The organism is Saccharopolyspora rosea (assembly GCF_025643595.1).
GTDB classification, from domain to species: Bacteria; Actinomycetota; Actinomycetes; order Mycobacteriales; family Pseudonocardiaceae; genus Saccharopolyspora; species Saccharopolyspora rosea.
On the sequence record NZ_CP102826.1, the window covers coordinates 2987471 to 3007593 of the forward strand.

19 protein-coding genes are annotated in these 20123 nt (G+C 73.3%); 12 read left to right on the forward strand and 7 right to left on the reverse strand.

What is annotated here, in order from left to right:
- Positions 1-5: 5 nt before the first annotated feature.
- The gene (locus NV263_RS13890) at positions 6-785 is read left to right on the forward strand and encodes an enoyl-CoA hydratase-related protein (protein WP_263253593.1); all 780 of its coding nucleotides are present in this window, start codon (positions 6-8) and stop codon (positions 783-785) included.
- A gap of 10 nt (positions 786-795) precedes the next feature.
- Here NV263_RS13890 and NV263_RS13895 read toward each other — a convergent pair whose 3' ends face one another.
- Positions 796-1599, reverse strand: a complete 804-nt coding sequence (locus NV263_RS13895; RefSeq protein ID WP_263253594.1) for a universal stress protein — start codon at positions 1597-1599, stop codon at positions 796-798.
- A 216-nt stretch (positions 1600-1815) separates the two neighbouring features.
- Between NV263_RS13895 and NV263_RS13900 the strand changes: the two genes are divergently transcribed.
- The 3 genes from NV263_RS13900 (at position 1816) to NV263_RS13910 (ending at position 4527) form a co-directional block, all read left to right on the forward strand.
- The gene (locus tag NV263_RS13900) at positions 1816-2724 is read left to right on the forward strand and encodes a nitroreductase family protein (RefSeq protein WP_263253595.1); all 909 of its coding nucleotides are present in this window, start codon (positions 1816-1818) and stop codon (positions 2722-2724) included.
- A gap of 86 nt (positions 2725-2810) precedes the next feature.
- On the forward strand, positions 2811-3383 hold the full coding sequence (locus NV263_RS13905; protein ID WP_263253596.1) for a type 1 glutamine amidotransferase domain-containing protein: 573 nt from the start codon (positions 2811-2813) through the stop codon (positions 3381-3383).
- 16 nt (positions 3384-3399) lie between these two features.
- Positions 3400-4527 (forward strand): baeRF2 domain-containing protein, encoded by a 1128-nt coding sequence (locus NV263_RS13910; protein WP_263253597.1) that lies wholly within the window; start codon positions 3400-3402, stop codon positions 4525-4527.
- Between the two features lie 52 nt (positions 4528-4579).
- Here NV263_RS13910 and NV263_RS13915 read toward each other — a convergent pair whose 3' ends face one another.
- Complete coding sequence (locus NV263_RS13915) at positions 4580-6211, reverse strand: CocE/NonD family hydrolase (RefSeq protein ID WP_263253598.1); 1632 nt, start codon at positions 6209-6211, stop codon at positions 4580-4582.
- 170 nt (positions 6212-6381) lie between these two features.
- Between NV263_RS13915 and NV263_RS13920 the strand changes: the two genes are divergently transcribed.
- A complete protein-coding gene (locus tag NV263_RS13920) occupies positions 6382-7452 on the forward strand; it encodes a VIT1/CCC1 transporter family protein (protein WP_263253599.1) in 1071 nt (356 codons plus the stop codon).
- 7 nt (positions 7453-7459) lie between these two features.
- Here the strand turns inward: NV263_RS13920 and NV263_RS13925 are convergent, their stop codons facing one another.
- A complete protein-coding gene (locus tag NV263_RS13925; RefSeq protein ID WP_263253600.1) occupies positions 7460-8455 on the reverse strand; it encodes an aldo/keto reductase in 996 nt (331 codons plus the stop codon).
- Positions 8456-8597: 142 nt separating this feature from the next.
- On the opposite strand from NV263_RS13925, the gene NV263_RS13930 reads away from it, so the two are divergent.
- Positions 8598-9800: a homogentisate 1,2-dioxygenase gene (locus NV263_RS13930; RefSeq protein WP_263253601.1), complete on the forward strand. Its 1203-nt coding sequence runs from the start codon at positions 8598-8600 to the stop codon at positions 9798-9800.
- 185 nt (positions 9801-9985) lie between these two features.
- On the forward strand, positions 9986-11380 hold the full coding sequence (locus tag NV263_RS13935; RefSeq protein ID WP_263253602.1) for an amidase: 1395 nt from the start codon (positions 9986-9988) through the stop codon (positions 11378-11380).
- 5 nt (positions 11381-11385) lie between these two features.
- Here NV263_RS13935 and NV263_RS13940 read toward each other — a convergent pair whose 3' ends face one another.
- Both NV263_RS13940 and NV263_RS13945 read right to left on the reverse strand, forming a co-directional pair.
- Positions 11386-12354 carry a pyridoxal-phosphate dependent enzyme gene (locus tag NV263_RS13940; RefSeq protein WP_263253603.1) on the reverse strand — a complete coding sequence of 323 codons (969 nt, stop codon included), beginning with the start codon at positions 12352-12354 and terminating at the stop codon, positions 11386-11388.
- Between the two features lie 17 nt (positions 12355-12371).
- Positions 12372-13016 carry a TetR family transcriptional regulator gene (locus NV263_RS13945; RefSeq protein WP_263253604.1) on the reverse strand — a complete coding sequence of 215 codons (645 nt, stop codon included), beginning with the start codon at positions 13014-13016 and terminating at the stop codon, positions 12372-12374.
- A 115-nt stretch (positions 13017-13131) separates the two neighbouring features.
- Here NV263_RS13945 and NV263_RS13950 point away from each other — a divergent pair, with 115 nt between their 5' ends.
- Positions 13132-14145 (forward strand): NADP-dependent oxidoreductase, encoded by a 1014-nt coding sequence (locus NV263_RS13950; protein WP_263253606.1) that lies wholly within the window; start codon positions 13132-13134, stop codon positions 14143-14145.
- Between the two features lie 38 nt (positions 14146-14183).
- Here NV263_RS13950 and NV263_RS13955 read toward each other — a convergent pair whose 3' ends face one another.
- Positions 14184-14984 (reverse strand): SDR family oxidoreductase, encoded by an 801-nt coding sequence (locus NV263_RS13955; protein ID WP_263253607.1) that lies wholly within the window; start codon positions 14982-14984, stop codon positions 14184-14186.
- Positions 14985-15032: 48 nt separating this feature from the next.
- Entirely contained in the window at positions 15033-15680 is a 648-nt protein-coding gene (locus NV263_RS13960; RefSeq protein WP_263253608.1) for a hypothetical protein, read from the reverse strand.
- Between the two features lie 310 nt (positions 15681-15990).
- Between NV263_RS13960 and NV263_RS13965 the strand changes: the two genes are divergently transcribed.
- Genes NV263_RS13965 through NV263_RS13980 form a run of 4 tightly spaced genes read left to right on the forward strand, consistent with a single transcriptional unit; the run spans position 15991 to position 20119 of the window.
- Entirely contained in the window at positions 15991-16761 is a 771-nt protein-coding gene (locus tag NV263_RS13965) for an N-acyl homoserine lactonase family protein (protein WP_263253609.1), read from the forward strand.
- Positions 16758-18041: a hydroxyacid-oxoacid transhydrogenase gene (locus NV263_RS13970; RefSeq protein WP_263253611.1), complete on the forward strand. Its 1284-nt coding sequence runs from the start codon at positions 16758-16760 to the stop codon at positions 18039-18041. Before NV263_RS13965 ends, NV263_RS13970 begins: the two co-directional genes overlap by 4 nt.
- A gap of 6 nt (positions 18042-18047) precedes the next feature.
- Positions 18048-18467 carry a zinc ribbon domain-containing protein gene (locus NV263_RS13975; protein ID WP_263253612.1) on the forward strand — a complete coding sequence of 140 codons (420 nt, stop codon included), beginning with the start codon at positions 18048-18050 and terminating at the stop codon, positions 18465-18467.
- Positions 18464-20119, forward strand: a complete 1656-nt coding sequence (locus NV263_RS13980) for a class I adenylate-forming enzyme family protein (RefSeq protein WP_263253613.1) — start codon at positions 18464-18466, stop codon at positions 20117-20119. The genes NV263_RS13975 and NV263_RS13980 overlap by 4 nt, the downstream gene beginning before the upstream one ends.
- The last annotated feature ends 4 nt before the right edge of the window (positions 20120-20123 follow it).

Consider the following 20123-nt stretch of genomic DNA (forward strand, 5'->3'; position numbering starts at 1 on the left):
CGAGGATGACGACGTCGGAATTCCAGCACGTGCTCAGCGAGCAGGACGGGCCGACCGTCCGGATCACCATGAACCGGCCGGAGCGGCGGAACTCGCTGTCCGCCGAGCACCTCGCCGAGCTGCGGCGGGCGTTCCAGGAGGCGGGGGAGACCAAGGCGACCGGGATCGTGCTCGCCGGTGCGGGGCCGGTGTTCAGCGCCGGGCACGACTTCGCCGACGTCGCCGAGCGCGATCTGGCCGGGGTGCGCGAGCTGCTGCGGCTGTGCTCGTCGCTGATGCGCACCGTCCAGTCGGTGCCGCAGGTGGTGATCGCCCGCGTGCACGGGCTGGCGACGGCCGCGGGCTGCCAGCTGGTGGCCTCCTGCGATCTGGCCGTCGCCGGGGAGTCCGCCGGTTTCGCGCTGCCCGGCGGCAAGGGCGGGTGGTTCTGCCACACCCCGGCGGTGCCGGTGGCCCGGTCGGTCGGGCGCAAGCGGCTGATGGAGATGGCGCTGACCGGGGACGTGGTGGACGCGGCGACCGCCGAGCGGTGGGGCCTGGTCAACCGCGCCGTGCCGGACGCCGAGCTCGACGCCGCGGTCGCGGATCTGCTGGGCCGCGCCACGCGCGGCAGCAGGCACGCCAAGGCGATCGGCAAGCAGACCCTCTACGCGCAGCTGGACCGACCCGAGGACGAAGCCTACGCGCTGGCCACCGAGGTCATGGCCGGCACCTCGCAGACCCCGGACGCCCGCGAATCGATGCGGGCGTTCCTGGAGAAGCGCCGCCCCACCTGGACCGAATAGTCCACTGTGGTCAGGCGCGGACGACGGCGACCGGGCACGGCGCGTGGTGCAGCACCCCGTTGGCGACCGAACCGATGACCATCCCCCGGAATCCGCCGCGCCCGCGGTTGCCGACAACCAGCAGCTGCGCGTCGTGCGCGGTGTCGCGCAACGCGGCCACCGGGTGGTCGTTGGAGGTCACCCGGCGCACCGGCACGTCCGGGTACTGCTGGCGCCAGCCCGCCAGCTGCTCGGCGAGCTGCAGCTCGGCCTCCTGCTCGATGTCCTCCCGGTCCGGGTGCGGCAGCGGTCCGCGCGCGAAGTAGGCCGCGGGCAGCGCCTGGACGGCGACCAGCTCGGCGTCGCGCCGGGCCGCCGCCTCGAAGGCGAACCGCAGCGCGGCCTCGCTGCCCTCGGATTCGTCCACGCCCACCACCACCGGACCGGTGGTCAGCACCTGCCCGCGCACCACGACGACGGGGCAGGAGGCGTGCGCGGCGACCGCGGTGCTCACCGAACCGAGCAGGGCGCTGACGAAACCGCCGTGGCCCCGCGAGCCGAGCACCGCCATCCGCGCTTTCTCCGAGCAGCGCAGCAGCTGCTCCACCGGATTGCCGGACGGGCATTCGGCGCGCACCTCGACACCGGTCTCCCGGCAGCGTTCCGCCGCGTCCTGGCACACCCGCTCGGCGTACTCCCGGTCCGCCTCGGGCGCAGCCATGACCAGCAGCAGCGGCGCCCCCAGGCGCGCGCCCTCGGTGGCCGCCCACGCCCCGGCCTTCAGCGACCGGTCGGACCCGTCCACGCCGACCAGGATCGGTTCGTCACCGCTCATCTCCGATCACCCCGGAAGGCGAGTACCCGCCCGGGCACCGCCGCAATCCGCGGTGACTTTCTCCCCTACGCGGGCGGCGATCGGCGACGGAACGATGAACGCGTCGGGCGGGTTCGGTGGAGGCGTGATCAAAGTGTTCGGTTCGCTGGCGGCGGTGCACGACCCGCCGCGCGTCCGGCTGACGGCACCGTCGCGCGCGGCGCGCGGATGACCCGGGTGGCCGTCCTCCCTCCGCGCGATGAGCTGCGGTCGGTCTTGGCGCTGGCCGCGCGAGCGCCGTCGGTGCACAACTGCCAGCCGTGGCGGTGGTTGGTCGCGGAGCATTCGGTCCAGCTCCTGCTGGACCGCTCCCGGCTGCCCGCGGCGCTCGACCCGGCGGGGCGCGAGCTGGTGAGCAGTTGCGGCGCGGTGCTGCACCACGCGCGCGTCGCCTTCGCCGCGGCGGGGTGGCGGACGTCGGTGCAGCGCATCCCCAACCCGGCGCATCCCGACCACCTGGCCTCGCTGCAGTTCTGCCCGACCGCGGGTGCGCCCCCGGGGGCGGCCGCGCTCGCCCGCGCCGCGGCGCGCAGGTGCACCGATCGGCGCCCGTACTCGGTCGATCCGGTGTCCGACGAGGCGATCGAGGCGCTGCGCCACACCGCCGAGGCCGAGCGGTGCACGTTGGTCGTCGCCGAGGACGAGGCCCGGCGGACGTTGGTGGCCGCGCTGGAACGCGGCGCCCGGTGGCGGGGTTCCGCCGAGTACCGCGCGGAGTTGGCGCGGTGGAACCACCAGGGCGGCGGCGAACCGGAGCCGCCCGAGCCGGTGCTGTCCGACCGCGCCGTGCTGGCGGTGCTCGTCACGCGCGGGGACGGGGTGGGCAGCTGGCTGGCGGCCGGCGAGGCGCTCAGCGCGGTGCTGCTGGTCGCCGCCCGGGACGGGCTTTCCGCGTGCGCGCTGGGGCAACTCGCCGAATGCGCCGAGAGTCGTCTGCGGGTGCGCGAGTTGCTGCTGGACGGGGCGGGGCATCCGCACCTCGCGGTGCGGGTGGGGCATCCGTCACCGGGTGCGGCTGGTCCGGGCACTCGCCGCCGGGAATTGTCCGACACGCTGCGCTACCTGTGCACCCCGCGCTCCACATAGGACACTTTCGGTGCGCGGAAACGAGGTTTGCCCCGGCACGGCGCGGGGAACGTCGCAGGGTGCCTCCGAAGGAGAAGGGAGCCCCCATGACTGAGAGCCTCAACGGACGCAGGGTGGCCTTCCTGGTGGCCCCGGAAGGCATCGAGCAGGTCGAGCTGACCGAACCGTGGAAGGCGGTCAAGAACGCGGGCGGCACACCGGAACTGGTGTCGGTCCGATCCGGGACCGTGCAGGCGTTCCACCACCTCGACAAGGCCGACAGCTTCGACGTCGACAAGGTCGTCACCGACGTGCGGCCGGACGACTACGACGGGCTGGTACTGCCCGGCGGCGTCGCCAACCCGGACGCGCTGCGGCAGGTGCGCGAGGCGGTCGAGTTCGTGCGCGGCTTCTTCCGAAGCGGCAAGCCGGTCGCGGCCATCTGCCACGCCCCGTGGATGCTGGTGGAGGCCGACGTGGTGCGCGGCCGCCGGCTGACTTCCTACCCGAGCGTGGCCACCGACCTGCGCAACGCGGGTGCGACCTGGGTGGACGAGCAGGTCGTCGTCGACGCCGGGCTCGTCACCAGCCGCAACCCGAACGACCTGCCCGCCTTCTGCGCCAAGATGGTCGAGGAGATCGGCGAGGGCGTGCACCGGGGCCAGGCGCGCAGCGCCTGACCGCGGGGAGCCGGCCATGCGACTGGACTTCCTGCGGCCCGCGTACCGGCGGCCGGGACCGGTCAGCACCGTCTACCTGGACACCTCGGCGGCCGAGGACGCGGCCAAGGCCGTCGAGCTGCGCTGGCGGGCCGCGCGGGACCGACTCGTCGAGCAGGGCGCCGACGCCGCCTCCCTCGACGCGATCGAGGCGGCGCTGCGGGGACACCGCAGGCAGATCGGGCGGCGCGGCCAGGTGCTGGTCGCAGCGGGCGGCGAGGTCGTCTTCACCGACGAGCTGCCCGCGCCACCCCACGACCTGCCCGCCGCCGAGCAGGTGCGCTGCGGACCGGTCCCGCACCTGATGCCCTACCTGGCCCGGCGGGAGCCCCGCGTCCCGCACGTGGTGGCCGTGGTCGACCACGTCGGCGCGGACCTCACCACGGTGCCCGCGGGCGGGCCGCCGCACAGCGAATCCGTCGAGGGCGAGGAGCACCCGGTGCACAAGGCCCACGCGGGCAAACCGGAGAACCAGCAGCGCCACCACCTCGCCGTCGAGGAGCGGTGGAAGCGCAACGCGGGCGCGGTGGCCGCCGCGCTGGGCCACCGCGCCGACCAGGTGCGCGCCGAACTGGTCGTGCTCGCCGGCGACGTCCAGCAACGCCGCCTGGTGCGGGCCGAACTCGGCAAGCACCTGCGGGACAAGGTCGTCGAGGCGGAGAGCGGGCACCGCGAGCGCGGTTCCTCGACCGACCGGTTGTGCGAGGAAGTCGACGACGCGGTGCGCGCGATCGCCGCCGCCCGCGCCGCCGAGGCGGTGGCGCAGTTCGAGGAGCTGCGCGGTCGCCGCGGCGGCGCGGCCGAAGGATGGCGCGGGGTGGTGGCGGCGCTGCAACGCGACCAGGTCCGGCTGGTCCTGCGGACCGGCCCGGCCGGCGATGCGGAGTTGGCGATCGGGCCGCGTCCCGCCGAGATCGCGTTCGACGAACGCGCGCTGCGCGACCTCGGCATCGAACCGCTGGGCCGGGTGCCCGCCGATGCGGCCGTGCTGCGCGCGCTCGTCGGCGACAACGCCGAACTCGTGCTGGCCGACCCCTCCTCGGTCGCGGTGACCGACGGCGTCGGCGCGGTGCTGCGCACGGCCGAGACCGACGTGCGGTCGTGAGAGCCCTCGCCCGAGCCTGCGGTGCCGGTGGGAACCTCCGAGGAGCAAGCGGTCAGGAGGGCCGCACGGGCACGTCCACCCGGGCTGCGACGTCCACCGTCGACGGAGTGCGCGCGCCCGCGTGCATCAGGCTGGACGTGGCGACCTGGAGATCGAGGTGGTGGCCGGGCGGCAGGGTGTAGGCCAGTCCGGGCATGTCGATCCGGAACCGCTGCGGCGTCCCGGACAACCCGGTGACCCGCAGCGGAGCTTCCTGCAGGTTGACGACCTGGCCGCGTTCGCGGTCCACCAGCTTGACGAACAGGTGCGCTTCCGGACCGGTCCCGGTCACCGACAACTCCGCGGCCGGCACCCCGACCAGTTCGGCTCCGCCGGGACCGGCGCGCAGGACCTCGCCGGTGAACGCGTGCGGATCGCCGGGCGGGTTCGGCTGCGCGGTGATCAGCGGGAGGCTCACCGGACCCGGCCGGGTGGGCACGAGCGTCGTCGGCACGGGGGTTCCGAGCAGGCGTCCCCGACCGGAGCCGGCGCGGTGCTCGACGTCGCGGGGCGGGAAGTCCTCGGCGGTGCGCCAGATCCCGGCGTTGGTGCGGTACGCGACCGGGGTTCCGGTGTCGACGTGCCGGCCGCGCAGGTAGCGGGCGAACCAGGTGAGGATCTGCCCGTCCAGGAACGACCGGTCGTGCGCGTCGGCGTAGTCGGCCGGGCAGGACACGTGACCGCCGCAGAACACCACGAGCTTCGCCGGCGCGTGCCGCCGGATCCGCTGGAACGTCCGGTCCGCCTCGGTGACGTCGAACAGCGTGTCCACGCTGCCCTGCATCAGCAGCGTGGGCACCTCGACGGGGTGCCGGTCGCCGTAGGAGGCGATGCTGCTGTCGCCGAGGAAGCGCAGCGACTCGGCGGACAGCCGGTTGGCGATCACCCCCTCCAACTCGGCGCGGTGCAGCGGCTCGGCCAGCCCGCCCGCCTGAGGCCCGGCGGGGTTGGCCGGGGACAGCCCGTCGGCCTGCGCGGTGACCAGGCCGGAGGCGTACAGCAGCTGGCTCCACCCCAGGTTGATCACCCCGTTGCCGTCCAGCACGTCCCGCAGGTCGTTCCAGGTGATCTCGGGAGCGATGGCATCGATGCGGGAGCGCCCGGGAGTCGTGCCGGAGAACTCGGCGTCGAACGCGGCGGCCAACGGCTGGATGCCGCCCGCGTAGGACCCGCCGGTCATGCCCACCACCGGGTCCGCGCAGCGGCCGCCCGGGCCGCGCGGCGTCTGGCACGCCAGCTCCGAGGCGATGTGCGGATCGGTCGCCACGTCGTCGAGCAGCGCGCTGACGTCGTGGCCCTCGAACTCCGGCTTGAGCAGCTGCACTTCGCCCCCCGAGTAGCCGAAGCCGCGTTCGTCCCAGGTCAGCACGGCGTACCCGGCGTCGAGCAGCGCGCGGGTGGTGGTCGAGGCTTCCGCGAGGTCGCGTTCGCCGTGCCCGCCCCACCCGTGGCTGCGCAGCACCAGCGGCGCGGGGTGCGCGGCGTCGGCTCCGACGGGCAGGAACAGCGTGCGGTAGATCGGGGTGCCGTCGAACGAGCGCACCACCCGGTGCGCGGTGGACGGTTCCGGCGCGGCGACTGCCGGGACCGCGGAGGTGGCGGTGACCAGCGCGGTCACCCCGGCGAGCAAGGACGCGAGGCGCATGGCGGCTCCTGCCTGCCCGCCGCGGGCGCGGCGGACGCCAGATCAGCGCGACGGTAGGGCCCGGCCGTGCGCGGATCAACGCCCCGGTCCCGCTGGCCGGGCACGATGCGCCCGGCCGGCCGAACCGGGGCCGACTGGTGGCGGTGGTCGGCCGCTGCGAGGCTGGGCGCGTGCAGGATCACGTCGCGCCCCGTCCCGGCTCGGTGCGCAGGTGGCGGCGCCGCCTGGCCGACGAACGGCAGGAGGCCCAGGTGTACCGGGAACTCGCCGCGCGGCGCACCGGCGAGGAGCGCGAGGTCCTGCTCGGACTGGCCGAGGCCGAGGAACGCCACGCCGCGCACTGGGAGTCGCTGCTGGGCGAGCAGGCCGGTCAGGTGGGGCGGGGTCAGCTGCGGATGCGGCTGCTGGCGCTGTTGGCCCGCCGGTTCGGCTCGGTGTTCGTGCTCGCGTTGACGCAGCGGGCGGAGAGCCGGTCGCCCTACTGGGACGACGTCGACGCCACCAAGGCGATGGCCGCCGACGAACGCATCCACGAGGAGGTCGTGCGCGCCCTGGCGGCGCGCGGTCGCGCCCGCGTGTCGGGCACCTTCCGGGCCGCGGTGTTCGGCGCCAACGACGGCCTGGTCAGCAACCTCGCCCTGGTTCTCGGCGTCACCGGGGGCGGCGTGGCGCCCCGGACGGTGCTGCTCACCGGCCTGGCGGGACTGCTCGCCGGGGCGTTGTCGATGGGGGCGGGCGAGTTCATCTCGGTGCGCTCGCAGCGGGAACTGCTCGCCGCCTCCACCCCCGACCCGCGGGCCCGCGCGGTGGTGCCCTACCTCGACGTGGACGCCAACGAGCTCGCGCTCGTGTACCGGGCGCGCGGCATGTCCGAGCAGGAGGCCCAGCGGCGCGCCGACGCGCTGCTGAGCGACCCGAAACCCGCGGTGCCCGCCAGGCCGGACGCCGAGGACCACGAGATCGTCGGCACCGGCATGCGGGCGGCGGTGTCCAGCTTCGCGTTCTTCGCCTGCGGGGCGTTCGTCCCGGTGCTGCCGTTCGCCGTCGGGCTGGTCGAACCCTGGGCGATGATCGTCGCGGTCGCGCTGGTCGGGCTCGCGCTGATGCTCACCGGCGCGGCGGTGGGCGTGCTCTCCGGTGCGCCGCCGCTGTCCCGCGCGTTGCGGCAGTTGGCCATCGGCGCGGGCGCGGCGGGCGTCACCTACGGCCTGGGGCTGTTGTTCGGCTCCACCGGAGGGTGAGGCGCTGCTACTGCTCGACCCGGGCCATGCCGTCGGGGTGGTAGCGCTCGCCGGAGACGATGCCGGGCGGGAACGCCTCGGACAGCTCGGCGACCACCGCGGGGTCCAGCTCGACCGCGGCGGCGCGGACGTTGGCCTCGACGTTGGCGGGGCGGCGGCTGCCCGGGATGGGCACCACGTCGTCGCCCTGCGCGAGCAGCCAGGCCAGCGCCAGCTGAGCGGGGGTCAGGTCGAGCTCGGCGGCCTTGTCCCGCAGCGGCCGGGTCAGTTCGATGTTGCGGCGCAGCGACTCCTCCTCGAACCGCGGGTACCGCTGCTTGCGGACCTCCAGGTTCTCCACGTCGGAGACGCTGCTGAACGCGCCGGTGAGCACACCGCGCCCCAGCGGGGAGTAGGCGACCAGGCCCACGCCCAGCTCCCGCGTCGCGGGCAGCAGCCGCTGCTCGGGTTCGCGGGTGAACAGCGAGTACTCCTGCTGCACCGCGGCGATCGGGTGCACCGCGTGCGCGCGGCGCAGCGTGTCCGGGCTGACCTCGGACAGGCCCAGGTGGCCGACCTTGCCCGCCCGCACGAGTTCGGCCATCGCACCGACGGTGTCCTCGATCGGCGTCGACGGGTCGACCCGGTGCAGGTAGTACAGGTCGACGTGGTCGGTGCCGAGCCGGGACAGGCTCGCGTCAATGGCCCGGCGCACGTATTCGGGGCGCCCCAGTCCGGTGTCCTGGCCGATGCCGAACTTGGTCGCCAGCACGACCTCGTCGCGCCGGTCGGCCAGCAGTCCGCTGATCAGCTTCTCGTTGTGGCCGTCCGCGCCGTAGACGTCGGCGGTGTCGATGAGGTTGACGCCGAGGTCGATCAACCGGTGCAGCAGCCGCAGCGACTCGGCGTCGTCGGCCGCGCCGTACACCCCGGACAGGCCCATGGCGCCGTAGCCGATGGCGCTGACCTCGGGGCCGTCGGTGCCGAGCCGTCGGCGTGGCACGGGGGTGAGAGCGTCGGACACTGCGTGCTCCGTTTCGGTTTCGTGGTCGTTGCGTTCCAGCCTAGAGGTGATCAACGCGCGCCCTGGCTTGACATTCCCCACACGCCGGTGCGCCATGGCTGGTGAGCGGACCGCGGCGCGGCGCCGGGAAGGGAGCACGGCGATGGCGTTCTACAGGCAGGTGGGGGACGTGCCGCCGAAGCGGCACACGCAGCACCGGGCGCCGGACGGCGCGCTGTACTACGAGGAGCTGATGGGGGAGGAGGGCTTCAACAGCGATTCCTCGCTGCTGTACCACCGCGGCGTCCCGTCGGCGATCGTGGACTCGGCGGTGTGGGAGCTACCGGACCTGGCGACGACGCCGAACCACCCGCTGCGACCGCGGCACCTGAAACTGCACGAGCTGTTCGGCGGGCAGGACTGGAAGAGCAACGACGTGGTCACCGGCCGCCGCCTGGTGCTCGGCAACGCCGACGTGCGGCTGTCCTACTGCGTGGCGGGCGAGCCGTCGCCGCTGTACCGCAACGCGCTCGGCGACGAGTGCGTCTACGTCGAGGCCGGAGCTGCCCTGGTGGAGACGGTCTTCGGCGCCGTCGGCGCCAAGCAGGGCGACTACGTGGTCCTGCCGCGGGCGACCACGCACCGCTGGGTGCCGCAGGGCGGCGAACCGCTGCGCGTGTACTGCATCGAGGCCAACTCGCACCTCGGCCCGCCCCGCCGGTACCTGTCCCGCTTCGGGCAGTTCCTGGAGCACGCGCCGTACTGCGAACGGGACCTGCGGGGGCCGGCCGAACCGCTGCTGGCCGCGGGATCCGATGTGGAGGTGCTGGTCAAGCACCGGGGTTCCGGTGGCATCGTGGGCTCGCGCCTGGTGTACCCGACGCATCCGTTCGACGTGGTCGGCTGGGACGGCTGCCTGTACCCGTACACCTTCAACATCGCCGACTTCGAGCCGATCACCGGCCGGGTGCACCAGCCGCCGCCGGTGCACCAGGTCTTCGAGGGGACCAACTTCGTGGTGTGCAACTTCGTGCCGCGCAAGGTGGACTACCACCCGCTGTCGATCCCGGTGCCCTACTACCACTCCAATGTGGACAGTGATGAGATCATGTTCTACTGCGGCGGGGACTACGAGGCCCGCAAGGGCTCGGGGATCGGGCCGGGATCGGTGTCGGTGCACCCCGGCGGCTACGCGCACGGCCCGCAACCGGACGCCTACGAGCGCAGCATCGGCGTGCAACACTTCGACGAACTGGCGGTCATGGTGGACACCTTCCGCCCGCTGGAACTCGGCGAGGGCGGCCTGGCCGCCGAGGACCCCGGCTACGCCTGGACCTGGGCGGGCCGCGGCCCGGCGAACCCCTAGGGGTGTTCCGGAAGTGCTGTGCGTGGCGGTGCCGGTTGCGAGACCGCTCACCGAAAGAGGAAGCGGCTGACGCCGCTCATAAGACACGCGCTAGCGGGTCGACCGAGGAACGCGCACCGGTTTCGCCGGGCGGATCGCCCGGTGCTCGCACCACCGCGCGTGCGGGAGGAGTCGAGGAGTCCGGCATGACCGATCCGCAGCAGCCCGCCGACCTGCCGGCCGTGGACCTGGTGGCCGCCTACCGCTCGGGGCAGTTGTCCCCGGTCGAGGTCGTGGTGGCGGTGCTGGCCCGCGTCGAGGCGTGGGAACCGAAGTTGTGCGCCACCTACGCCGTCGACCCGGACGGTGCGCGCGAGGCGGCGCGCGCCGCCGAACGGCGGTGGCGGGCCGGCGAACCCGCCGGTCCGCTCGACGGCGTGCCGGTGACCGTCAAGGACAACATCGCCACCCGGGGCGTTCCGGTTCCCCTCGGCACGGCGGCGACCGAGCCGGTGCCGGCCGTCGCGGACGCCCCGGCGGCCGCGCGGCTGCGGGAGAGCGGGGCGGTGTTCGTCGCCAAGACGACCATGCCCGACTACGGGATGCTCTCCTCGGGCGTGTCCAGCTTCCACCACCTGGCCCGCAACCCGTGGGACCTCGCCCGGACGCCGGGCGGGTCCAGCTCCGGTGCCGGTGCGGCGGCCGCCGCCGGGTACGGGCCGTTGCACGTGGGCACCGACATCGGCGGTTCGATCCGGCTGCCGGCGGGGTGGTGCGGCGTGGTCGGACTCAAGCCGTCGTTCGGCCGCTTCCCGGTCGACCCGCCCTACCCGGGGCGGGTGGTCGGCCCGATGACCCGCACGGTCGCCGACACCGCGCTGCTGGCGTCGGTGCTGTCCCGGCCGGACGCGCGCGACCACACCAGCCTGCCCCCGGCCGACATCGCGTGGTCCGAATTGGACGGTCGGCTCCGGGGTGTGCGCGTCGGGCTGCTGGCCGACCACGGCGTGGGACTGGCGGTCGAACCCGCGGTGGCCGAGGCGGTGGCCGAGGCGGCACGGCTGTTCGAGTCGGCGGGTGCGGTCGTGGAACCCGTCGCGCCGTTCCTGACCCGCGAGATGCTCGACGGCCTGGACCGGTTCTGGCGCTTCCGCTCCTGGACCGACATCAGCGCGCTCCCGCCCGAGCGCCGGGAGAAGGTGCTGCCCGGCATCGCGCGGTGGGCGGGCAGCGCCCGCGACCTCACCGCGGCCGAGGTCTTCCACGGCTTCAGCCAGATGGATGCGATCTCGCGCGCCGCGAACCAGGTGGTGCGCGAACTGGACTACGTGCTCTCGCCGGTGGCGCCGATCCCGGCGTTCGCCGCCGAACTCGCCTATCCCACCGACGATCCGCTGCGCCCGTTCGAGCACATCGCCTTCACGGTGCCCTACAACTTCTCGGGCCAACCGGCGGTGTCGGTCAACTGCGGCTGGACCCCCGATGGCCTGCCCATCGGCCTGCAGATCGCCGGTCGCCGCTTCGACGACCTGGGCGTGCTGCGGATGGCCCGCGCCTACGAGCGCCTGCGCCCGGCGCAGCGCCCGTGGCCGGTGCTCTGACCCGATCAGCCCTCGCGGAGGAGGTCGGCGAACTGCTCGGCGCCGATGTTGCCCCCGGAGATGATGAGGCCGACGCGGGGCGGGAGGTCCAGGCGGCCGGACAGCACGGCGGCCAGCGGAGCCGCGGCGCTGGGCTCGATCACCAGCTTCAGCCGCTCGAACGCCAGGCGCATCGCGGCGCGGATCTCGTCCTCGGAGACCAGTGCGATCTCGTCGACGTGCCGCCGGTTGACCGCGAAGGTCAGCTCGCCGGGGCAGGTGACCGCCAGGCCGTCGGCGATCGTGCGGGGCACCGGGATCGACACCCGCTCACCGGAGTCGAACGAGCGTTTGGTGTCGTCGGCGGTCGCCGGTTCGACGCCGATGACGCGCGTCGACGGCGCGAACGCCTTGGCGACCGTGGCGCACCCCGCGATGAGCCCACCACCGCCGACCGGGGCCACCAGGGCGTCCAGCGGTCCGGTCTCCTCCAGCAGCTCCAGGGCCGCGGTGCCCTGCCCGGCCATGATGTGCGGGTGGTCGTAGGGCGGGATGAGCGCGAGCCCGCGTTCGGCGGCCAGCCGGGCGCTGAGCTCCGCGCGGTCCTGGGTGTAGCGGTCGTAGGTGACGACCTCGGCGCCGTAGCCGCGGGTCGCGGCGAGTTTGGTCGGCGGGGCGTCGGAGGGCATGACGATCACCGCCCGGGTGCCGAGCAGGCGGCTGGCGAGCGCGACCGCCTGGGCGTGGTTGCCGGAGGAGTAGGCGGTGACGCCCCGGTCGAGCTGCTCCCGGCTCAGCCGGGAGATCGCGTGGTAGGCGCCGCGGAACTTGAACGCGCCGACTCGTTGGAAGTTCTCGCACTTGCAGAAGACCTCGGCCCCGGCGAGGTCGTCCAGGGTGCCGGAGGTGATCACGGGGGTGTGGTGGGCGATCCCGGCCAGCCGCTTGGCCGCCGCCCGCACGTCGTCGATGCCCAGGACGTCCTCGTCGCTCACGTTCGCCTCTCCTCGGTTCACCACGTCCGCTCGTCGCTGCCCCAGCGCTCGGGCAGCCCGGCGGTGGCCAGGTCGATGGACCGCTCGACGAGTTCGAGCATCCGCTCGACGTCGCGGCGCGGGTCGGCGCACATCGCTTCCAGGCCGATGCGCAGCCCGGCGTAGACGACGCCGACGAGCACCCGGGGCCGCAGGTCGCGGTCGGGGTCGACGCCGTGGCGCCGGGCGATCTCGCCGGTGAGGCGTTCCTCGACGGCCGCCGATCGGCGCAGGTTCCCGGCCAGCAGGGCCGGGGTGCGGGTGATCAGGTGCTGGGTGAGCAGGAAGCGGTGCACGCCGTCGCTGTCGGCGGCGGCGCGCAGCATGCCGAGCACGGCGTGGCGCAGCGCGGTCAGCGGCGGCTCGCCGTCGGGCCGGTCGGCCAGCGCGTCGACGACGAGGTCGTCGAACTCGGCGCCCTTGGCCAGGGCCACGTCCTCCTTGCTGGCGAAGTAGCGGAAGAAGGTGCGCGGGGAGACGTCGACGGCGGCGGCGATCTCGTCGATCGTGGTCGACTCGTACCCGTTGGCCCGGAACAGGTCGAGCCCGGCGTCGATCAGGGCCGCGCGGGTGCGCTGCTTCTTGCGGGCGCGTAGGCCACCCTGATCGGTCGGGGCGCTCATGCCGACCATTGTGCACCACGACATCGGACGCCAGAAGGCATGTACTGACTTTTGGCAGTTGATGACACTTTTGGCTAGGGTGGGGGCCGACCGCGCACAGCGAAGGAGCTAGACGATGACCAAGGGCTTGGAAATCCGGCTCGCCTCCCGTCCGAAGGGCTGGCCGACCACCGACAACTTCGACCTCGTCGAGGTCGACGTCCCCGAACCCGGCGACGGGCAGGTGCTCGTCCGCAACGTCGTGATGAGCGTCGACCCGTACATGCGCGGCCGGATGAACGCCGGCCGCTCCTACGTCCCGCCGTTCGAGGTCGGCCGGGCGCTGGAGGGCGGCGCCGTCGGCCAGGTCGTCACCTCGAACGCCGACGGGCTGAAGGCCGGGGACTTCGTGCTGCACAACGCCGGATGGCGCGACTACGCGGTGCTCGACCCGAAGCACGCCACCACCGTCGACGCGGACCTGGCGCCGCTGAACGCCTACCTGTACGTGCTCGGCATGCCCGGTATGACCGCCTACGCCGGCCTGGTCGACGTCGCCGAGCAGAAGGAGGGCGACGCCGTGTTCATCAGCGGCGCCGCCGGAGCGGTCGGCTCGCTGGCGGGCCAGATCGCCAAGCTGCGCGGCGCCTCGCGGGTGATCGGCAGCGCCGGGTCCGCCGAGAAGGTGCGCCTCCTGACCGAGGAGATCGGCTTCGACGCCGCCTTCAACTACAAGGACGGCCCGGTCGCCGACCAGCTCAAGGCCGCCGCGCCCGACGGCATCGACGTCTACTTCGACAACGTCGGCGGCGAGCACCTGGAGGCCGCCATCGGCGCGCTCAACGACTTCGGCCGGGTCGCCGAGTGCGGCATGATCTCCCAGTACAACAACGCCGAGCCCGAACCGGGCCCGCGCAACATGTTCATGCTCGTCACCAAGCGGCTGCGGTTGCAGGGCTTCATCGTCGGCGACCACGCGCACCTCAAGGACCAGTTCTTCCGCGAGGTCAGCGGCTGGTTGCGCGAGGGGCGCATCCACTACCGGGAGACCGTGGTCGACGGGCTGCGCAACGCTCCCGAGGCGTTCCTGGGCCTGCTGCGCGGCGAGAACACCGGCAAGATGCTGGTCAAGATCGCCGACCCGAGCTGACGCCCGTTCCGGGGCCGGGACGCGGCTCCGGCCCCGGATCATTCCGCCGGGTGGGTCTGCAGCCACTGCTGCCACGTCGTGCCGCCCAGGCGTCCGTCGGGGCAGGTCAGCCCCTCGGCCGCGCGCCGCACCCGACCGGGGACGGGCACGGTGAGCACGCGCGGGTCGCGCCCCCGCGCGCCGCGCCACTGCCGCAGCGCCTCGCCCAGGCTCAGCACCTGCGGACCGCCGAAGTCCGGGCGCAGCCCGCCCGGCCCCTGGCGCACGCATTCCACGACGTACTCGGCGAAGTCGCGGTGGTCGACCGGCTGCGTCGGCACGCCGGTCGGCAGCGGCAGCACCGGCCACCGCGCGCCGCGCCCCAGCATCCGGTCCAGCAGCCAGTGGAACGGGGTGGCGCGCAGGATCGACCACGGCACGTCGGCCACCTCGACCAGCTCCTCGGCGGTGTGCTTGAGCCGCAGGTACGGCACCACCGGGCGGTCCGCGCCGACGACGGAGATCTGCACGAAGTGCCGCACCTGCGCGGCGGTGGCGTCCTCCAGCAGTCTGCTGGTGCCGTCGACGTCGACATCCGGCGGCGAACGCCACAGGTCCAGCGGCGTGAGGTAGCCGCGGTGCGCGGCCGGTGACCATGTGGCCGCGTGCACCACGGTGTGCACGTCGGCGACGGTCTCGGCGACGCCCTCACCGGTGGTGAGGTCGCCCTGCACCCACTCCAGGTCCGGATCGGTGCCGGGGCGGCGGGCCAGCACCCGCACCCGGTGCGTCGGTTTGAGCAGCCGGACGATCTCGCGGCCCAGGTGTCCGGTTCCCCCGGTGACGGCGACTGTGTCCATGGCGGCACCTCCGTGCCGCCACTGTCCCACCGGCCGGGTCCTGGCGCCTCAGTGCTCGCGCAGCGGTCCGGTCAAGCGCCCGAGCACGTCGCCGACGATCGGCAGCAGCCGCGGCGGGTGCTGCGGCGGAGCGTCCTGCGGCGGGGCCGAGGGGGATTGCGGGTCCGACGGCGGCGCCGGCTCCGAGGGCGGCGTGGTGTCCGGCGGGGGCGTCGACTCCGGGGGAGCCGAGGTCGGCTGCTCGGGCTCGGTGCTCTCCGCGGGGGCGGACCGGTGCGGCTTCGCGGTGTGCGTCGGAGTCGACGTCGATGTGGACGGTTCGTCCGTCGTGTCCGTCGTGGCCGGTGCACTGTGGTGGGTCTGCGGCGCGGGTTCCGGATCCACGGCGCGGGTGGCCACCAGGCGCGGCAGCGGTTCGTCGCGCGGGATCACCGGCACGACGGCGGCCGGGGCGACCCGGGGCGCGAGCAGCTCCACGCGCGGCAGCGCCGCCTGCCGTGGCCCCGGCGTGCCCGTCGGTTGCGGCGCGGGACCGTAGTGCGCGCTGCTGACCGCGATCACGGTGATGAAGACCGCGACCGCGTAACCGACGATGCGCGGCGGAGTGGCGTGGTGCCAGGTCTTGGGCTCGATCCGCCGGTGCCGTCCTTTGTGCATGCGGGACCGCGCCAACGACGACAGTCGCACCTTCGTCACCCCACCTCTCGATCCGACGGCCACGCCATCACCCGCACGGGCGACGACCATGGTCACCCTACGGCACCGCATCGCTCGTTGACCAACCCCCCGGTCAAGATCGTCGCTGGTCAGACCTGGTTCCACGAGTGCCGAGCGGTCTTCACCGCGCAGTGGTTGACTTCACACGCGCCGCAATTAACGTGAAAACCGTCGCGTCCCGACCTCCGCACACCGAACGGCAGCCGTCCCCCGGATCACCGCCCCGCCGACAGCAGGGAGTGCGATCGTGGCGAAGAGAACGACAGTCAGCATCCTCCACTGCGGGAACATGCACGCCGATCTCACCTGGCTGCTGCTGGCACCGGGCAAGGCGATGCGCCGCAGGCAGGACAAGGACCTACCCGCACCGTGGACCGCGGTGCCCACGTTGAGCGTCCTGGTGGACACCCCGGACGGAAAACTGCTGTGGGACACCAGCTGCCCGCGCGACTGGGAATCCCGCTGGGCCCCCACCGGACTGCAGGACTTCTTCCCCTACGACGAGGTCGGCGAGGACGAGTACCTCGACGCGCGGCTGGCCCAACTGGGACTCGCCCCCGGCGACATCGACTACGTCGTGCTGTCCCACCTGCACTTCGACCACGCGGGCAACGCCGAGCTGTTCCGCAACACCAACGCGAAACTGGTGTGCAGCGACAAGGAGAAGGAGTTCGCGTTCGGCTTCGACGGGCCGTTCAACGGCGCCCACCTCAAACGCGACTACGAGGACCTGGAGTTCGTCACCGTCTCCGGGGACGAGGAGTTCCTGCCCGGGGTGACGCTGCTCCAGACACCCGGGCACACGCCGGGCTGCATGTCCATGCGCGTCGACCTGCCGGACAGCGGAACCATGATCTTCACCTCGGACGCGGTCTACATGGGAGCGAGCTACGGCCCGCCCGCCACGCCCGCGGCGATCGTGAACAACCTGGAGCAGTTCTACCAGTCGGTGGAGAAACTGCGCGGCATCGCCGAGAAGACCGACGCGACCATGGTGTTCGGCCACGATCCGGACCAGGTCCACCAGCTGCGCACCGCGCCCGAGGGGAGCTACACGTGAGCGCCGCCGGCACCGACGAGACCATCTTCACCTGGGGCGCCCCGCCGCTGAAGTTCGGTGCCGGAGCCGCCGACGAGATCGGGTTCGACCTCGCCCAGTACGACGTGCGGCGGGTGCTGGTGATCACCGACGCCCGCGTGGCCGCCACCGGCGTCCCGCAGCGCATCGCCGATGCGCTGCAGCGCTACGACATCACCGCCGAGGTCTTCGACGGCGTGCACGTCGAACCCACCGACGACAGCTTCGCCAAGGCCGTCGGCCACGCGGCCGAGAACGGGCCGTGGGACGGGTTCGTCGCGGTGGGCGGTGGATCGGCCATCGACACCGCCAAGGCGGTCAACCTGCTGACCACCCACTCCGGCGAGCTGATGGACTACGTCAACAAGCCGGTCGGCTCGGCGAAGGCGCCGCCCGGCCCGCTCAAACCGCTCGTCGCGGTGCCCACCACGGCCGGGACCGGATCCGAGAGCACCGCGATGTGCGTCCTGGACGTGCTGTCCATGAAGGTCAAGACCGGCATCAGCCACTGGCGGCTGCGGCCGACGATGGCCGTCGTGGACCCGCTGCTGACCATGAGCGTGCCCGCCGGGGTCACCGCCGCGACCGGCATGGACGTCGTCTGCCACGCCCTGGAGTCCTACACCGCGCGCGGCTACCACACCTTCCCGCGCAAGGAGCCCGAGCAGCGGGTCACCTACTGCGGCGCCAACCCGGTCTCCGACCTGTGGTGCGAGAAGGCGCTGGTGCTGGTGGCGCAGTCGCTGCGCGACGCGGTGCACCGGGGCGGCGAGGACGTGGAGGCGCGGACGAACATGATGCTCGCCGCCACCTTCGCCGGCCTGGGCTTCGGCAACGCCGGGGTGCACATCCCGCACGCCAACGCCTATCCGATCGCGGGCATGGTCACCGACTACGTCCCGGACGGCTACCCCGACGAACCGCTCGTGCCGCACGGCCAGGCGGTGTCGTTGACCGCGCCCGAGGCGTTCCGGTTCACCTTCTCCGCGGACCCGGAACGGCACCTGCGGGCCGCGCAACTGCTGCAACCCGACGCCGAGCTCGCCGCCGAGCCCGCCGAGCAACTGCCCCGCGCGCTGGTCGGCCTGATGCGCGACATCGGCATCCCCAACGGCATCGGCGCGGTCGGCTACACCGAGGCCGACGTGCCAGACCTGGTGCCCGGCACCCTCAAGCAGCAACGGTTGCTGGCCACCTGCCCCCGCGAGGTGGGGGAGGCCGAGATCGCCGAGATCCTGACCAGGTCGATCCGGAACTGGTGAGCAGTGATGCCGATCTACGAATACCGCTGCGACTGCGGAACCCGGTTCGAACGCCTGCTGCGCACCCGCGACTGCCCGGACCAGCCGTGCCCCCGGTGCGGTGCGTCGGCGGCCAAGGTGCCCTCCGCGCTCTCGCTGGGCGGGCAGGCCGACGCGGGCCTGCCCCGCGAGCGGATGCCGCAGACCTGGCGCGGCACCTACGAGGGCGACCGCGAGTACGTCACCCGGTTGCGCCGCGACTGGGCCCGCCGCGAACGGCTGGAGGAACGCCACCCCGAACTCGCCGGGGACACCCGGCCGGTGCTGGCGCACGAGGGCCGCTTCCACGGGGCTCCGCTGCGCGCCGGGGATCCGATCCCACCGCGCCACGGGCACGGGCACGGGCACGGTCATGGGCACACCGCGACACCCCCGGAGCGCGCATGAGCTACCACGACCGTCCCTGGCTGGCGCGCTACGACCGGGGACAGCCCGCCGACATCCGGCCGGAGTTCGACAGCGCGCTGGAGATGTTCGCCGCTTCCGTGGCCGCCGCCCCGCACACCCCCGTCGTCCACTACTTCGACGGAACACTGACCGCCGGGGAACTCGACGGGCTCTCCGACGCCTTCGCCGTCGCGCTGCTCGACGGCGGGATGCGCCCCGGCGATCGGGTCGGGCTCTACCTGCAGAACGTGCCGCAGTTCCTCATCGCCCTGCTGGGCACCTGGAAAGCCGGCGGGATCGCCGTGTCGATCAACCCGATGAACAAGGAACGCGAACTCTCGCTGCTGCTGCGCGACTCCGGGGCGAGCGTGCTGGTGTGCCTGGAGGGCCTGTACGAGTCGGTGGCGAGCAAGGTCCTCGCCGACACCGAGGTGCGGCTGACCGTGACCACCTCGGAACTGGAGTACCAGAGCCGCGACGACCCGCGGGTGTTCGGCGGCGTGCAGCGGCTGGCCTGCGAGGGCGCCCAGGACATGGCCGAACTGCTCGCCCGGTTCCGGGGGCGGCGGCCCCCGCCGGTGCGGTTCGGACCCGACGACGTGGCGGTGCTGACCTACACCTCCGGCACCACCGGCCCGCCCAAGGGAGCCATGAACACCCACCGCAACGTGGTGTTCAACGCCCAGACCTACCGGGACTGGATCGGTCTCGGTCCCGAGGACGTGATCCTGGGCGTGGCGCCGCTGTTCCACATCACCGGTCTGATCGGGCACGCCGCACTGGCCCTGCTGCTGCCCGCCCCGCTGGTGCTGACCTACCGCTTCGAGCCCGAGGTGGTCCTCGCCGCGGTCCGCGAGCACCGCGCCACCTTCACCGTCGGCGCCATCACCGTGTTCATCGCGCTGCTCAACACCCCGGGCGGGACCGCGGCCGACCTGGCGACGCTGACTCGGATCTACTCCGGTGGCGCGCCGATCCCGCCGAGCACCACCCGCGCCTTCGAGGACCACTTCGGACAGTACATCCACAACATCTACGGCCTCACCGAGACGACGTCGCCCTCGCACGGCGTCCCGCTGGGCGCCAGGGCCCCGGTCGACGAGACCTCCGGCGCGCTGTCGGTCGGCGTGCCCGTCTACAACACCGTGGTGCGCATCGTCGACGACGACGGCCGGGAACTGCCGCCCGGCGAGATCGGCGAACTGGTCACCGAGGGCCCGCAGGTCGTCCCCGGGTACTGGGGCAAGCCGGAGGAGACCGCCGCGGCCCTGCCCGGCGGCGCGCTGCACACCGGCGACGTCGGCTACATGGACGCCGACGGCTGGTTCTACCTCGTCGACCGCAAGAAGGACCAGATCAACGCGGGCGGCTACAAGATCTGGCCGCGCGAGGTCGAGGACGTCCTCTACGAGCACGACGCGGTCCGCGAGGCCGCGGTGGTCGGCGTCCCCGACCCGTACCGGGGCGAGACCGTCAAGGCGTTCGTCAGCCTGCGCCCCGGCCGCCAGGTGCAGGCCGACGAGCTCGTCGAGTTCTGCAAGCGGCGGATGGCCGCCTACAAGTACCCGCGGCAGGTCGAGATCCTCGACGAACTCCCCAAGACCGTCACCGGCAAACTGCTGCGCCGCGCGCTGCGCACCCGCGGGGCGTGAGCGC